The organism is Providencia stuartii, assembly GCF_029277985.1.
GTDB lineage: Bacteria > Pseudomonadota > Gammaproteobacteria > Enterobacterales > Enterobacteriaceae > Providencia > Providencia zhejiangensis.
Window position 1 is genome coordinate 1534214 of record NZ_CP119546.1, and the last position, 15182, is coordinate 1549395.

The window sequence follows — 15182 nt, forward strand, 5'->3', positions numbered from 1 at the left end:
TCTATTAGAAGTGACCCCCAATCGTTGAATAATCAATGATTGGGGGTCTTGTTATTTTAAGAGAGGCTTACAATAACCAGCCTTTTTGTTGAGCAATTTTTAATTGTGGTAACAACTGCTCCCAAAACTCAGGGAAAACCTCTTCAATAAACTCATTTCGAGCGATAACTTGCTCAAGACGAATATTATTTTCAACCCAGCTCTGCCCTTGGTTATGTAAATTTAAAAGCATTGGAATGGTTCTATCAATGACGTTGGCAAACTTAGCATCTAACGTTTCAGCCGCATCATATTCATTCCACAAGGCTAAAAATTGTTCATTTTGCGGAGAGGGAAGCAGGCCGAAAATACGAACAGCCGCTTTTACCTCTTGTTCGCGGATTGCTTCTCGTGCGGCAACATCATACACCAGTACATCACCAGCATCGATTTCAACCACATCATGAACCAAGGCTAATTTGATGGCATGATCAACATTCACCCCTTTCACATAAGGGGCAAAGCTCATCGCTGCCATCGCGAATTGCCAACTATGTTCCGCTGTGTTTTCTTGTCTTTCATTGTTGAGCAACTTGTTTTTGCGATAAACACTTTTTAGCTTATCCAATTCCATTAAGAATTGGATCACTTCGGTAAAATCGCCAAAATTTAACACGTCTACTGGCTTATTACCTGTTACTGATGACATAAAAACCTCAATTATTGTTCTTCTTCCAAAGAGTATGGGAGTGGCTGGATAGTCAGGTGACTGTTTTCATCACCAATAACACGAAAGACACTGTCTGCTTCCATGTCATTATTCATAATGACCTGAATGTTGACGTCACCATTTGCTAATTTGACTGCGGCAAGCACTGTGCCTGTACGACGCCACTTGTCACCAAGTTGCCATTCAACGCCTTCACCAATCGCAGGTACGGAGGTTGAGTTGCCTTTTAGCCAATACATCGCGCGTTTGTTTGCACCGCGGAATTTCGCACGAGCGACCATTTCTTGTCCGGTATAACACCCTTTTTTAAAGCTAATTCCGAAAGGCAGTGCTTGTAGGTTGGTAGCTTGTGGCAGGTGTTGCGCGCTATTTGCTTGATCGATAATTGCATACCCTGCTTCAATGTCTAAAGAAAGCCATTGGTCATCGCCTACCATAGGAGCATTGAGTGCATTGGATATTTTCTCGGCAGAATCATTGCCAGTAATAACGAGAAAACGTTCTCTGGGGAGTGCAAAGTGAAGGATCGTAGAGTCTCCATCAACGACAACTTGATTTTCAGCATCGGGGAGGGTACTGAACACACGAGCGAGTGCCTCTTTAGCGCCTTCTCCGGCAATACCAAGTAGCTTCAAATCATTTTTTTGTTCAAAGGTCACTTTTGAGAAAACCGCGTATTTTTTCAGTTCCGCTAACTGGCTCTCGATGAGGCTGTTTCTTACGATATAAGAAAAGCCATCAAGATGGTGGAATAGACGTAAATTACTCCACATTTTACCTTTTGGGTCACAATGGGCGGTTAAGGTATGTTGAGAGGGTGTCAATGCGGCCACGTCGGCAGTCACTTGCCCTTGAAGGTATTTTTCAGCATCAAGGCCATGTGAGTGAATCAGCCCCCAGTTTTCCAGTGAAATCAATATAAGTGGTAAAGACTGAGAATCGAGGGGGAATTGTTGAGAGTGAGCAACTTCAGTAGTCATGATTTCACCTGTTTTTTCTTTCTGATCAGAAGGTGGTTAATGGTAAAAGAGCTGGATAAAATTGCAAGTAGTTATTATGATGCACCATCAATTATTCAATATTTTTAATTATCATTCTTAGATAAAAGCGCCATGAGGCATGGAAATTAGCGACATTGTACTATAGGTCATGTTTTCCTAATCGATTATCTGTTAGAGTGTTGAAAATAATCAATCTTATCAGTTAAATGTAACAAAGTAAGGTCGTAACGGAATGGATATAGAGAACAAAGCAAGAATTCATTGGGCTTGCCGCCGTGGTATGCGTGAATTGGATATTTCCATCATGCCATTCTTTGAGTATGAGTATGATAGCCTTTCCGATAAGGACAAACAGACTTTCGTCCGTTTACTTGAGTGCGCTGATCCAGACCTATTTAACTGGTTAATGAATCACGGGCGTCCAGATGATGAAGAGTTGTTTGGTATGGTTAAATTGATTCAGGAAAGAAATAAAAATCGTGGTCCTGTGGAAATCTAATCTTTCCATTTCATGGAAGACACAACTTTTTTCAACCTGTGCACACGGGCTGGTAGGTTTTATTTTATTGGTAGCACCGTGGGCGCCAGGTAATTCCATGGTCTGGTTACCTTTACTTGCCATTGTGATTGCAAGTTGGGCTAAAAGCCAAAAAAGTATCAGTAAAATTAAAGGCACCGCAGTGCTCGTGAATGGCAACAAGGTGCAATGGAAAAAAAACGAGTGGAATATTATTAAGCAACCGTGGTGTAGTCGTGTTGGTATATTATTGACGCTAAGTGCACTACAAGGTAAGCAACAAAAAATCCGCTTATGGATAGCAAAGGATGCGTTATCTGAAGAAAGCTGGCGTAATTTAAATCAACTATTACTGCAATATCCAGATATTTAATCTTAGATAATATTGCAGTAATAGAAAATATAACTATTAGATAGTTATAATAATTGTTCCAGCTCGGTTAAAATTTGCATACACCATTTGGCAATACGCTCATCGGTTTCTTCAAATTGGTTAACGTCATCTAACGCTAAACCAACAAATTGTGTTCCATCTTCAGTCAATGGTTTAGGACTTTCGAATTCATAACCATCGAGTGGCCAGAAACCGATAAATTTAACCCCTGTTGGTTTTAGCTGGTGGTAAAGCATACCGAGTGCATCGAGAAACCATTCACTATAGTCAATTTGGTCGCCCATCCCATACATGGCAACAATCTTGTTGTTCAAATCAAGTTTGGGAAGTGCATCCCAAATGGCTAGCCAGTCTTCTTGTATTTCACCAAAATCCCACGTAGGGATCCCCAAAATTAAGGTGTCATACTGTTCCATTAATTCAGGAGGTGTGTCGTTGACGTTATGTAATGTCACTAAATCGTCGCCGAGGATATCGCGTATTTTTTCAGCGACGATTTCGGTATAACAAGTACTAGAACCGTAAAAGAGACCTATTTTCATGTTAATGTAACTAGTTTTCATTGCAGTAGAGAGGTATTGTAACAGAATGAATGCTATTCGGGCAGACTCGATTGTGTGGTAATGATGAAGGGGAACACAGGTAGCGTGGAAATAAAACAACTTAATCCATTAATTGAGCAGTTTCTTGATACAATTTGGCTGGAACAGGATCTCGCTGAAAATACCTTAGCATCTTATCGTTTAGATTTGCAATCACTCGATAAATGGTTAGACGCGAACCAATTGCATTTAGAAAATGTTCAATCGATAGATTTGCAAACTTTTCTGGCTGAACGCATTGATAGTGGTTATAAAGCAGCAAGTTCAGCGCGTTTGCTGAGCGCGATTCGTCGGTTATTTCAATATTTATGCCGTGAAAAAATACGGAACGATGACCCTTCAGCGGTGATTGCAGCACCTAAAATACCGCAGCGCTTGCCAAAAGATTTAAGCGAACAACAAGTTGAAGATTTGCTGAATGCCCCAGCAATTGAAGATTCACTGGAGCTTCGTGATAAGGCAATGCTTGAAGTCCTGTATGCCTGTGGGTTACGTGTTTCTGAGCTGGTCGGGTTAACATTCTCTGATATGAGTTTGCGGCAAGGTGTTATTCGCGTCGTCGGGAAGGGCGATAAAGAACGGTTGATCCCATTGGGAGAAGAAGCTATTTATTGGGTGGAAAAATATATTCAAGAAGGTAGACCTGAATTACTGAACGGCAAGGCTAGCGATGTGCTATTTCCAAGTAAACGTGGCACTCAAATGACGCGCCAGACATTTTGGCACCGTATTAAGCATTATGCTGTGATTGCGAATATAGATTCTGAAGCATTATCACCCCACGTTCTACGTCATGCATTTGCGACCCATTTATTGAATCACGGCGCAGATTTACGCGTTGTGCAAATGTTGTTAGGACATAGTGATCTCTCTACTACACAAATTTATACACATGTCGCAACAGAACGTTTGCGCGTGTTACATGAGCAACACCACCCACGGGGGTAGTGTGCGTAAAAGGATAATTATGAAACGTAAATTATTATTATGGGCAGCTTGCATTGCGACATTTTCCACATCGATACCTGCTGCAACTGACGATAAGGTTATCGAAGAAAAACTGGCAAGGTATAACATATCTGTGGAATCAATTAAGCCATCGCCAATCGTGGGGTTAAACACAATCGATACCTCAGATGGCATTATTTATGTCACTGATGATGGTAAATATCTGGTGCAAGGACCGATTTATGATTTAAGCGGCAAAGTGCCAGTCAATATTTCGAATCAGCCGTTGCTGAAAAAGGCTGATGCATTAAAAGATGAAATGATTGTATTTAAGGCACCGAAAGAGAAGTATGTCGTGACGGTATTTACCGATATCACCTGTGGTTACTGTAAAAAACTTCATGAGTCTGTGGGTGAACTCAATGATAAAGGCGTGACAGTACGCTACCTCGCATATCCTCGACAAGGTTTAAATCATGAGTCAGCAAAACAGATGGCATCAATTTGGTGTAACGCATTGCCTCAGAATGCGTTAACTAAAGCATTTAAGGGCGATGAAGTGGCGATCATTGATGACTGTAAAATTGATCTCAGTAAACATATGAAACTCGGTAGCCAGTTTAAAATGACAGGTACACCAGCGATTGTTTTACCTGATGGCCAGCTGCTTTCAGGTTATTTAGCCCCTGATGATCTTTTAAAAATACTCGAACAAAAATAGTTAACTATCGTGAATGTAGAAACTTTTTTACAACGGCGAACACTCGCGGATGACATGAAAACATTGGACGGTTTTCCTGAGATCCTTCAGCGAGTTTATGCCCATAGAGGCATTACCGATATTGCTCAATTAGAACGTAAAGCGGCTAACTTATTGGATTACCGTGCATTATCAGGTATCGATCATGCGCTATCACTGCTGTATGACGCACTCGAAAACCATCGCGTTATCACGATTGTTGGTGATTTCGATGCTGATGGTGCAACGAGTACCGCACTCGCGATTCGCGCCTTGAAAGCGATGGGGTATGCAAACCTAAATTACATTGTGCCAAATCGATTTGAAAATGGTTATGGATTAACCCCTTTAGTCGTGGAGGAAGCCCATCATCGAGGGGCCGACCTTATCATTACCGTTGATAATGGTATCTCCTCACATGAAGGGGTCGAATTTGCCCATCAACTTGATATTAAAGTGATAGTTACCGACCACCATTTACCTGGAGAAACGTTACCCAAGGCAGATGCGATCATTAATCCTAATTTAGAAAACTGCCAGTTTGCCTCTAAATCCTTAGCGGGAGTCGGGGTCACATTTTATCTGATGTCAGCATTACGAGCGAAATTACGACAAGAAGGCTGGTTTGTTAAGCAAGGCCTAAAAGAACCTAATTTAGCCGAATATTTAGACTTAGTTGCGCTTGGAACGGTTGCCGATGTGGTGCCTCTTGATACAAATAACCGTATTTTAGTGCATCAAGGATTAAACCGAGTAAGAGCAGGGCGCTGCTGTGCGGGCATTAAAGCGCTTATTGAGGTCTCAAAGCGAGAATGTTCTCGCCTAGTCGCCAATGACTTTGGTTTTGCGTTAGGTCCTCGATTGAATGCGGCAGGGCGTTTGGATGATATGTCAGTCAGTATTGAATTATTACTGACTGATGATATGGCTTATGCGAGAGAACTGGCTAACGAACTGGATGGTTTGAACCAAGCTCGACGCGAAATTGAAGTGGGTATGCAGCAAGAGGCCTCTGTTTTATTTAATAAAATTGAGTATGGAGACAGCCAGCTACCGAATGGTCTGGCGATTTATCACCCCGAATGGCATCAAGGTGTGGTGGGTATTTTGGCTTCAAGAATTAAAGAACAATACCATCGTCCCGTCATTGCTTTTGCGCCCGCAGGAGATGGCACTCTCAAAGGTTCTGGACGCTCAGTGCCCGGTGTGCATATGCGCGATGCATTAGAGCGTTTAAATACCTTACAGCCTGGACTTATGCAAAAATTTGGTGGACATGCGATGGCTGCCGGGCTAAGCCTTGAGGAAACTAAATTTGAATTATTTAAGCACCATTTTGAGTTATTAATGGGGGAGCTCATTCATCCTGAACAATTAGCCGGTGTGGTCTGGAGTGATGGTGAATTGAAACAGAATGAGTACACGCTAGAAACAGCAGAGTTGTTACGTGAAAGTGGCCCGTGGGGGCAAGCATTCCCCGAGCCTGTGTTTGATGGGCACTTTCAACTTTTACAACAACGAATCGTCGGTGAGCGTCATCTTAAATTGATGTTAGAACCTGTCAGTGGTGGGCCGATGCTCGATGCCATTATGTTTAATATCGATGTACGGCGGTGGCCTGACCATAGTGTCAAACGCGCTAAGATAGCGTTTAAACTTGATGTGAATGAGTTTCGAGGGCAAAAGAGTGTGCAATTAATGATTGAACATATTTGGCCCGAATAATGCGTTTACCTTAGCCGAGCGTGTTTATTGCAATATTGATTTTCATGGTGCTATAAACTTTGCGGAAATTTCGTTATAATTGACGGTTTCTAAAGAATTCATTCTATTTATAACGACCAAACATAAGACATTGAAAAATGACGTTTGAAATAAACCCAGTAAAAAGTAAGATTCAGGACTTGTCTGAGCGCACAGCGGTTCTTAGGGGGTATCTTTGACTATGATGCCAAGAAAGAACGCTTAGAAGAAGTTAACGCAGAGCTTGAACAACCTGATGTTTGGAATGAGCCTGAAAGAGCACAGGCGTTAGGTAAAGAGCGCTCATCGCTTGAAGCTATCGTCGATACTATCGATCAGCTGACTCAAGGCCTTGAAGATGTGGAAGGTTTACTTGAACTGGCAATTGAAGCCGATGATGAAGATACCTTTAATGAAGCGGGTGAAGAGCTAAATCAGCTACAGGGCAAATTAGAACAACTTGAGTTTCGCCGGATGTTCTCTGGTGAATATGACAGTGCCGATTGCTATATCGATCTACAAGCCGGCTCTGGTGGTACGGAAGCGCAAGATTGGGCAAGTATGCTGATGCGTATGTATCTCCGTTGGGCTGAATCGAAAGGTTTCAAAACAGAAATTATTGAAGAGTCAGACGGTGACGTTGCCGGTTTAAAATCCGCAACAATTAAAGTCATTGGGGATTACGCGTACGGATGGCTTAAAACCGAGTCCGGTGTTCATCGCTTAGTTCGTAAAAGTCCCTTTGACTCTGGTGGGCGTCGTCATACTTCATTTAGTTCAGCATTTATTTACCCAGAAGTTGATGACGATATTGATATCGAAATTAACCCAGCTGATTTACGCATTGATGTGTACCGTGCGTCTGGTGCGGGAGGGCAGCACGTCAACAAAACAGAATCAGCGGTACGTATTACCCACATACCGACCAATATTGTGACCCAGTGTCAAAATGACCGCTCGCAACATAAAAACAAAGATCAAGCTATGCGCCAGTTGAAAGCGAAGCTGTACGAACTGGAAATGCAGAAAAAGAATGCTGACAAACAAGCGATGGAAGAGAATAAATCGGATATTGGTTGGGGAAGCCAAATTCGTTCTTATGTCCTTGATGATGCACGTATTAAAGATTTACGTACTGGTGTGGAAACGCGAAATACGCAAGCCGTACTGGATGGTGATTTGGATAAATTCATTGAAGCTAGCTTGAAAGCTGGCCTGTGAGGAAAAAATGTCTCAGCAACAACAGGGCGCAGAACAAGCCCCCGATTTGAATAACGAATTAAAAACACGTAGAGAAAAACTGGTCACTTTACGTGAAAAAGGGGTTCCATTCCCAAATGATTTCCGTCGTGATATCACGTCGGATAAGATCCACGCACAGTACGATGAAAAATCCGCAGAAGAACTCGAAGATTTAAACATCGAAGTTGCCATTGCGGGCCGTATGATGACGCGCCGTATTATGGGGAAAGCATCATTTGCGACACTGCAAGATGTGGGTGGTCGTATTCAAATTTATGTTTCTCGCGATGATTTAGCGGAAGGCGTTTATAACGAACAATTTAAGAAATGGGATTTAGGCGATATTTTAGGTGCAAAAGGTCGCTTATTTAAAACCAAAACAGGTGAATTAACCGTTCACTGCCACGAAGTGCGTTTGTTAACCAAAGCATTACGTCCGTTACCAGACAAGTTCCACGGTCTAGCCGATCAGGAAACTCGTTATCGTCAACGTTACCTTGACCTAATTGCTAATGATGAATCACGCCATACCTTCATGGTTCGTTCTAAAATCTTGGCCGAATTACGCAATTTTATGGTAGGCAAAGGCTTTATGGAAGTTGAAACACCAATGATGCAGGTCATTCCTGGTGGTGCTTCTGCTCGTCCATTTATTACCCACCATAATGCACTTGATATTGACATGTACTTGCGTATTGCGCCTGAGCTATATCTAAAGCGTTTGGTTGTTGGTGGCTTCGAGCGTGTGTTTGAAATCAACCGTAACTTCCGTAATGAAGGTTTATCACCACGTCATAACCCTGAGTTCACTATGATGGAACTCTATATGGCATATGCGGACTATCGCGACTTGATCGACTTGACCGAGGAATTATTCCGTACGCTAGCGCAAAAAGTACTTGGTAACACCGTGGTGAAATATGGTGATCAAGAGTTCGATTTTGGCAAACCATTTGCCAAATTGACAATGAAAGAAGCCATTTGCAAGTATCGTCCTGAAACCAATGTTGCCGATTTGGATGACATGGATAAAGCGGTTGCGATTGCACAATCTCTTGGTATTAAGATTGAAAAGAGTTGGGGATTAGGACGTGTTCAGTGTGAAATTTTCGAAGAAGTTGCTGAAAGTCATTTGATCCAGCCAACGTTTATCATTGAATACCCAGCGGAAGTTTCGCCTTTGGCACGTCGTAATGATGACAATCCGTTTATTACGGATCGTTTTGAATTCTTTATTGGTGGCCGTGAAATCGGTAATGGTTTCTCTGAGTTGAATGATGCAGAAGACCAAGCGGAACGTTTTGCTGAACAAGTTCGTCATAAAGATGAAGGCGATGATGAAGCAATGTTCTATGATGAAGACTATGTGACGGCATTAGAACATGGTTTACCACCAACTGCTGGGTTAGGCATTGGTATTGACCGTATGGTGATGTTGTTTACCGACAGCCATACTATTCGTGATGTTATTTTATTCCCAGCATTACGCCCATCGAAAGCTTAATTTTATACCATCATTATGCCCAGATATTTCTGGGCATAATTTTATCTCATCCCAAACTATTTAATTCATAAAAGAAGACCGTCTAACACGATAAAATCGTAACTTAAGTGAAACTGATTGAGTGATATATTTGTATGGTAATAGATATAGATTATCTATTATTCCCAAGTAGGTAAAAACACATAATCAATATAAATTATATTGATAACATATTAAGTGTAATTTATTTAAGCCAATGCCAATCGTGTAACGCTGTCAATTTATTTTTTTGTTAGAAAATATTTCTCAATTGAAATATTTTACTTTATTCGAAAAATCAATTTCCTATAGCGACTCGCTTGAGATAACTGATCATTTACCAAATAAAAGTTACCACTCGGTTTGTAAGATGATAATTTGTTGTCGTGATTATTTATAAAACTCAAATTAAGTGTTCTTTAGTTTATTGTCACATTAAAAAGAGTGTGGTTAGTTCTGATTTAATGCTAAGATTAAAATAATTAACCAAAATTTATGAGATGAATCTATTTCTAGATTGGGGATTATAGAAAATAGATAAATTTTAGCTTACACTAGGTTTCTTGGATCTCATTATAATAGCGAAGAAAAAGTGCTGGTAAGGTAACCATATGTTTTTAAAAGATAAATTTATTGTTGCATCTCTGCTTTTAGTTGGGACGACGATGCTCTCTGGCTGTTCTTTGGGCTATCACACGGATAATACAGAGAAAAAGGAAGCGATAACCTCAACCGCATCTGCTTCTAATTCTTCTGAAACAAAACAGCAGTATATGGATTATTCCTATGCTGATTCCCAGTCTGCTTTAAACTCGGCTATTAGTAAAAAACCGACAGAACAGCGTTCGATGGGATTAAATGCCACTGGAAATGACCAAGAATCATTTCAACATTTAAATACCTGCATTAAAGAGCTTAATGCTTTAAAAACACTGTCACCAGCAGATTACAATCGCTTAGTTGGTTCGTTTAAAGAGGTGAGCGAAATAAATCAACTCTATAAACAAGTCTCCTCAACAGCGAGTCCAGATACGATCGAATTATTACAGATGGCAATAGAAGCTAAAACAAAGGTGCTTTGTGCCAAAGTTCGTTATAACTCAGTCTTGTCTACCGAATCAACATTGGAAAAAATTAGTGGATTATGAGAATTAACCTAAGGCTTTGTATATCATTGGCCATTTTTTCGGCTACTTTTAGTCAATTAGCAAAATCGGATAGCTTTAATAACGTCATTGATGACTTTGACACTTACCTGCAATTAGAGCAGGAAGGAAAATTGCCTGAAAAACCACTGAATATTCAAAGTCAGGGCTATGACTCATTTTCATCTTTACCACTTGCGCCTGAGCCAAAAGAAAAATCCAAATCTGCGGCGGGTAGAAACGTTGGGCAAGGAAAAACGTCTGTACGGACTCAGCCTAAGGCACAAGGTTCGGTAACGAAACAAACTCAGCCAAAAGTCACGACGACAAAGGTTGTTACACAACCAACAGAAAAAACAATGGTGCCGTTGTCTGAATGTCCATTACCTGAAAACACAACAGCACAACAAACTGGTTCAGCACACCAGTCTTTGCTATTGTCTTCCTACCCTTATTTCTTTAATTCAACGCAATGGCATCCCCAGTATTTATCGAAAGACTTTGCGAAATATCAGCTTGTTTTGGATCCGTTGGGGCTTTATTCCGCCAAATACTCAACCCATGTATTACGTGACAATACCGACTATTTAGAACAGCTCGCTGACTTATTAGCACAACAACAGTCAACACACTTATTTAAGTTTGGTGCTGCTCAAGGTGCTGGTCAGTTAATTGCTTATAAGCAGCTTTTAACTGATAGGCAATTAGTTGAAAAGTTAATCGCACATAATAAAAGTGTTGCGGAATTGAGCCATGAAATTGCTGAGAAGCAATTTGAAATAGAGCGCATTAATAACCAGCTGACTGAAAACAAGAATCAGGTTGCTTTATTAAGAGAAAAGCTAAATGCAACTGATGATAAAGAAACCATTGTATTACTCACCGATGAACTCACCGCGGTTAAAAATACGCTGACTGAAAAGCAACATAGTTTAGAACAACTGACATTAAATAATCAGCAAGCTCAGCAGGCCATTGACGCGCTTGAAAAGAAATTAAGTAACAGTATTCAAGCGCAAACAGCCGCTGAAAAGCAGTTAGCAGAAAAAGATAAAGAACTCGTACGAGCACAATCACAATTTGAAAATGCACAGAAGCAAGTTCAACAATTAACCGAGCAATTGGCTAAATTAGAAACTGATGCAAAAGAACAAGCCGATAGGTTAAATAAAAGCAGTGATGAACAAGTTAAACTTGTCACGGCTTCCCTTGAAAAACAGAAGGAACTGCTGAAGCAAAAAGAAGCAGCTCTTCAGTTAGCTCAAAAACAAAATAGTGATATTCAAGCCGAATTGGCTAAGCAGCAAGAAACATCTAAAGCTTTTGAGGCTGAACTAAAATTAGCGCAACAACAATTAAAAGCGGGTAAAGCAGAACAAGAAGCGTTAGCGAAGCAGTCTGCAAGCAACGAAAAAACACAGCAACAGCTGCAAGCGAAATTAGCGCAACAAGAACAGAATTATGCGACGGCGCAAGCGCAGTTGAAGCAAGCTAATGCGGATGTCGCACAGCTGCAAAAAGAGATTGAGAAGCAAAAACAGTTAATGACACAAGCGTCAGATCAACAGGTTAAAGCGTTGACCGCTGATCTGAACCAGCAAATGGCGTTATTAAAGCAGCAAGAGCAGGCGTCGAAGAAAGCGGAAGCTGACAGCCAAGCGATCCGTGAGGCATTGGCACAGCAGCAGGCGGCAGCGAAGCAGCTAGCGGAACAAAATCAGCAGTTGCAAGCCAAGTTAAAAGAGCATGAGCAACAGGCAGCAAAACTGCAAGCCACGTTGACTGCACAGATGGCACAGTCTGAACAGAAGAAGAAGTTAGAGGCAGAACTAAAAGCTGCACAACAACAGCTACAATCTCAAAAAGCTGAACAAGAGGCGTTGGCGAAGCAGTCTGCAAGTAACGAAAAAACACAACAGCAACTGCAAGCGAAATTAGCGCAACAAGAACAGAATTATGCGACGGCGCAAGCGCAGTTGAAGCAAGCTAATGCGGATGTTGCACAGCTGCAAAAAGAGGTTGAGAAGCAAAAACAGTTAATGGCACAAGCGTCAGATCAACAGGTTAAAGCGTTGACCGCTGATCTGAACCAGCAAGTGGCGTTATTGAAGCAGCAAGAGCAGGCGTCGAAGAAAGTGGAAGCTGACAGCCAAGCGACCCGTGAGGCATTGGCACAGCAGCAGGCAGCAGCGAAGCAGCTAGCGGAACAAAATCAGCAGTTGCAAGCCAAGTTAAAAGAGCATGAACAACAGGTTGCGAAATCGCAAATTATGTTAGCTGCTCAAATAGCGCAAGTAGAGCAGAAAAAAACGTTAGAAGCGGAACTGAAAGTCGCTCAGCAGCAACTGCAAACCCAAAAAGCAGAAATTGAAAAGCAAGTTAAAGAGCGTGAACAAAAAATTCAGCGCCTTGAGAGCGACGTTACTGCAAAAGATAAACAGGCAGTTGAAATTGACAAACGATTAGCTGAAGCTAATAAGCAAATCAGTGCATTAAAATTAGATGCTGAAAAGCTGAAAACGATTGATACAAAATATCAAGCTCAGCGTGCTGAATTAGAGAAATTGAAAAAGCAGCTGTCTGATAGTGCTCAATTGCAAAAAGAATTAGCAACCGCGAAAGAACAGTTGAAAACGTTGCAATCTGAGTTAAAGCAACAAAAATTCTTATCTTCAGATGAAGCACTGAAATCGCAAATTATGGAGCTGAATAAAAAGGTGATGCAGCTTCAAGAAGAGAACGATAAGCTAAAAGCAAAACCATCGTCTACAGGTGCTGCTGTGGTTCGTCCATCTGTAAAACAACTCACACAGAAAGAACTCAATGCGATTGCGGAAGAAAATAAAAAACGCAATCAAAAAATGATTGAAGAAATCACCAAGCAGAAATATAGCAAACTTGATGCCTTTACGTATTATAAGATCCTACAAAAAGGTAAGCCAATTAGTAATGTGAAGAAGAAAAACATCACATTTATTATGCGTGAACAGCTTACCGATGGAACCGTGACGGTGTTATATACGGATAAGAATCCAGTCACATTACCTTATAATGAGTTACCTGTTCCGTTGAACTCATTTATTGAGAAGGCGGGTGAAGGGGGTATGGTTAAGGTTTATATCAAACCGGAAGGTGGTTATGGGGTTGATGGTATACCTGGACAAATACCACCAAACTCCATGTCAATTATCGATTTAAAAATCATTAGCGTTAAATAACGTATAACAGATCAAAAAAGGCCGTTTACATATTAGTAATACGGCCTTTTTTATGACGTTATCGATAGACATATTATTCACAAATTATCGATGCGATATAAAGGTTTAATTAATAGACTGTCCACCTCTAAACTAATAGCGTTGGTGGGATAAGAAAGGCTGTGTTTCATTACATGGGCATAAGATGTGCCTTTCTGTCAGTATACAGTGAATGGGCACTGCTATCACTGACAGGGCATGTATTCTTTGTCGTTTAGTTACTCAAATTAATTGGCTAACTTCTCGATTTACTAGGTGTAAATCCAAAGCGTTTACGATAACTTTGGGTGAAATAAGATTGGCTTGAAAAACCCGCTTCCATTGATATTTCCACAATACTCATTTGAGTGTTGATGAGCAATTGGTGTGCATACATAATTCTTTTCTCACTAATCCATGAACGTGGTGAGGTTGAGTAAACAGTATTAAATAATTCTTTAAATGTTGTTAACCCCATACCGAAGGTTTTTGCAAATTCAGCAAGTTTCCATTCCTTTAAAAAATTATTTTCCATAAAATTCTGTAAACGTTCAGCCTGTCGATTGGTGAGTTGTCTTAGGTTTGAAAGTAGTTGTGATCCTTGCTCACTATAAGAGAGTAACAAAAGAAATTCAGAAATACGCAATGATTCCAGTAATGGTGGACATTGTTGTTTAATAAGGTTTTTAAAACTATTCTTTAGGTCATCAATAATGGCTGATGTGGTAAATTTAATCACATCATGGCTACTATTATCTGAGCGCTCAATTTCACTTAATTGGCTACCATAGTGATTCATGAACTCACGCAAAAATTGATCTTCTAAGGATATTGAAAGAAACTCACACTCAGATTCATAATCTAAAGTTTTTAAAGCATATGAACCTTGTTGATGATAAAGAATATCACCTGGGTGTAACATTTCTATTGTTGTCGGACTTTCCCATATTAAGGTTCCTTTTTCAATAATAAGTAATCCTTTTGTGGGACGTTCTATAATAGAATATGAGCTATTTTTATTAATAGCGGTTCTTTTTATACGACAATCAGTCACATTGTTATCATTTTGCATGACGCATCCTGTATGTTAATTCTATGTAGTCAAATGTTATTTTTTTAATTTAATATTAAATACCTTTGTTGTTTTAATCAGTGAAATATAAATTCACCTTCCTTTGATTGATTGAAATTATATAAACCTCATTTTTTTGTGTCACAGTTTAATTCTAAATATTAATAAATGTGTCTAAAGGTTGTTTTTACGAGTTATTTTGAGATTTATGACGTAAATAACGAATATTAACACAGCTTGCCTTTTTTATTATCTGTTGATTTTGTTTATGCTGGTTTATTATTTTGGTTATTAGGTTTTGGCAGGATGAAA

The 15182-nt window shown here is 40.2% G+C and carries 13 protein-coding genes; 9 read left to right on the plus strand and 4 right to left on the minus strand.

Annotation, left to right across the window (positions count from 1 at the left end; genetic code table 11):
• Nucleotides 1-67 precede the first annotated feature (67 nt).
• Nucleotides 68-688: an HD domain-containing protein gene (locus P2E05_RS06575; RefSeq protein ID WP_154624315.1), complete on the minus strand. Its 621-nt coding sequence runs from the start codon at nucleotides 686-688 to the stop codon at nucleotides 68-70.
• Between the two features lie 11 nt (nucleotides 689-699).
• The gene (gene ygfZ / locus P2E05_RS06580; protein ID WP_196713358.1) at nucleotides 700-1689 is read right to left on the minus strand and encodes a tRNA-modifying protein YgfZ; all 990 of its coding nucleotides are present in this window, start codon (nucleotides 1687-1689) and stop codon (nucleotides 700-702) included.
• A 253-nt stretch (nucleotides 1690-1942) separates the two neighbouring features.
• On the opposite strand from ygfZ, the gene sdhE reads away from it, so the two are divergent.
• Both sdhE and P2E05_RS06590 read left to right on the plus strand, forming a co-directional pair.
• Entirely contained in the window at nucleotides 1943-2209 is a 267-nt protein-coding gene (gene sdhE / locus P2E05_RS06585; protein ID WP_154624313.1) for an FAD assembly factor SdhE, read from the plus strand.
• Nucleotides 2190-2600, plus strand: a complete 411-nt coding sequence (locus P2E05_RS06590) for a protein YgfX (protein ID WP_163860914.1) — start codon at nucleotides 2190-2192, stop codon at nucleotides 2598-2600. The genes sdhE and P2E05_RS06590 overlap by 20 nt, the downstream gene beginning before the upstream one ends.
• 44 nt (nucleotides 2601-2644) lie before the next feature.
• Here P2E05_RS06590 and fldB read toward each other — a convergent pair whose 3' ends face one another.
• On the minus strand, nucleotides 2645-3163 hold the full coding sequence (fldB, locus tag P2E05_RS06595) for a flavodoxin FldB (protein ID WP_154624312.1): 519 nt from the start codon (nucleotides 3161-3163) through the stop codon (nucleotides 2645-2647).
• An 84-nt stretch (nucleotides 3164-3247) separates the two neighbouring features.
• Here fldB and xerD point away from each other — a divergent pair, with 84 nt between their 5' ends.
• The 7 genes from xerD to P2E05_RS06630 all read left to right on the plus strand — a co-directional run bounded on the left by xerD (nucleotide 3248) and on the right by P2E05_RS06630 (nucleotide 13780).
• On the plus strand, nucleotides 3248-4171 hold the full coding sequence (xerD, locus tag P2E05_RS06600) for a site-specific tyrosine recombinase XerD (RefSeq protein ID WP_154624329.1): 924 nt from the start codon (nucleotides 3248-3250) through the stop codon (nucleotides 4169-4171).
• A gap of 19 nt (nucleotides 4172-4190) precedes the next feature.
• Nucleotides 4191-4892, plus strand: coding sequence for a bifunctional protein-disulfide isomerase/oxidoreductase DsbC (gene dsbC / locus P2E05_RS06605; RefSeq protein ID WP_154624311.1), 702 nt, complete (start codon nucleotides 4191-4193; stop codon nucleotides 4890-4892).
• A gap of 9 nt (nucleotides 4893-4901) precedes the next feature.
• The gene (gene recJ / locus P2E05_RS06610; protein WP_276123059.1) at nucleotides 4902-6635 is read left to right on the plus strand and encodes a single-stranded-DNA-specific exonuclease RecJ; all 1734 of its coding nucleotides are present in this window, start codon (nucleotides 4902-4904) and stop codon (nucleotides 6633-6635) included.
• Between the two features lie 137 nt (nucleotides 6636-6772).
• Nucleotides 6773-7874 (plus strand): peptide chain release factor 2 gene (prfB, locus tag P2E05_RS06615; RefSeq protein WP_154624310.1). Its coding sequence is split into 2 segments (ribosomal slippage): nucleotides 6773-6850 and nucleotides 6852-7874, totalling 1101 coding nucleotides; the frame shifts between segments, so codons are not numbered across the junction.
• Nucleotides 7875-7881: 7 nt separating this feature from the next.
• Nucleotides 7882-9399 carry a lysine--tRNA ligase gene (gene lysS, locus P2E05_RS06620; protein WP_154624309.1) on the plus strand — a complete coding sequence of 506 codons (1518 nt, stop codon included), beginning with the start codon at nucleotides 7882-7884 and terminating at the stop codon, nucleotides 9397-9399.
• Nucleotides 9400-10028: 629 nt separating this feature from the next.
• Nucleotides 10029-10565: a hypothetical protein gene (locus P2E05_RS06625; protein WP_154625090.1), complete on the plus strand. Its 537-nt coding sequence runs from the start codon at nucleotides 10029-10031 to the stop codon at nucleotides 10563-10565.
• Nucleotides 10566-10591: 26 nt separating this feature from the next.
• The gene (locus tag P2E05_RS06630; protein ID WP_276123060.1) at nucleotides 10592-13780 is read left to right on the plus strand and encodes a hypothetical protein; all 3189 of its coding nucleotides are present in this window, start codon (nucleotides 10592-10594) and stop codon (nucleotides 13778-13780) included.
• 274 nt (nucleotides 13781-14054) lie between these two features.
• Here the strand turns inward: P2E05_RS06630 and P2E05_RS06635 are convergent, their stop codons facing one another.
• Entirely contained in the window at nucleotides 14055-14870 is an 816-nt protein-coding gene (locus P2E05_RS06635; protein ID WP_251463868.1) for a helix-turn-helix transcriptional regulator, read from the minus strand.
• Nucleotides 14871-15182 lie beyond the last annotated feature (312 nt).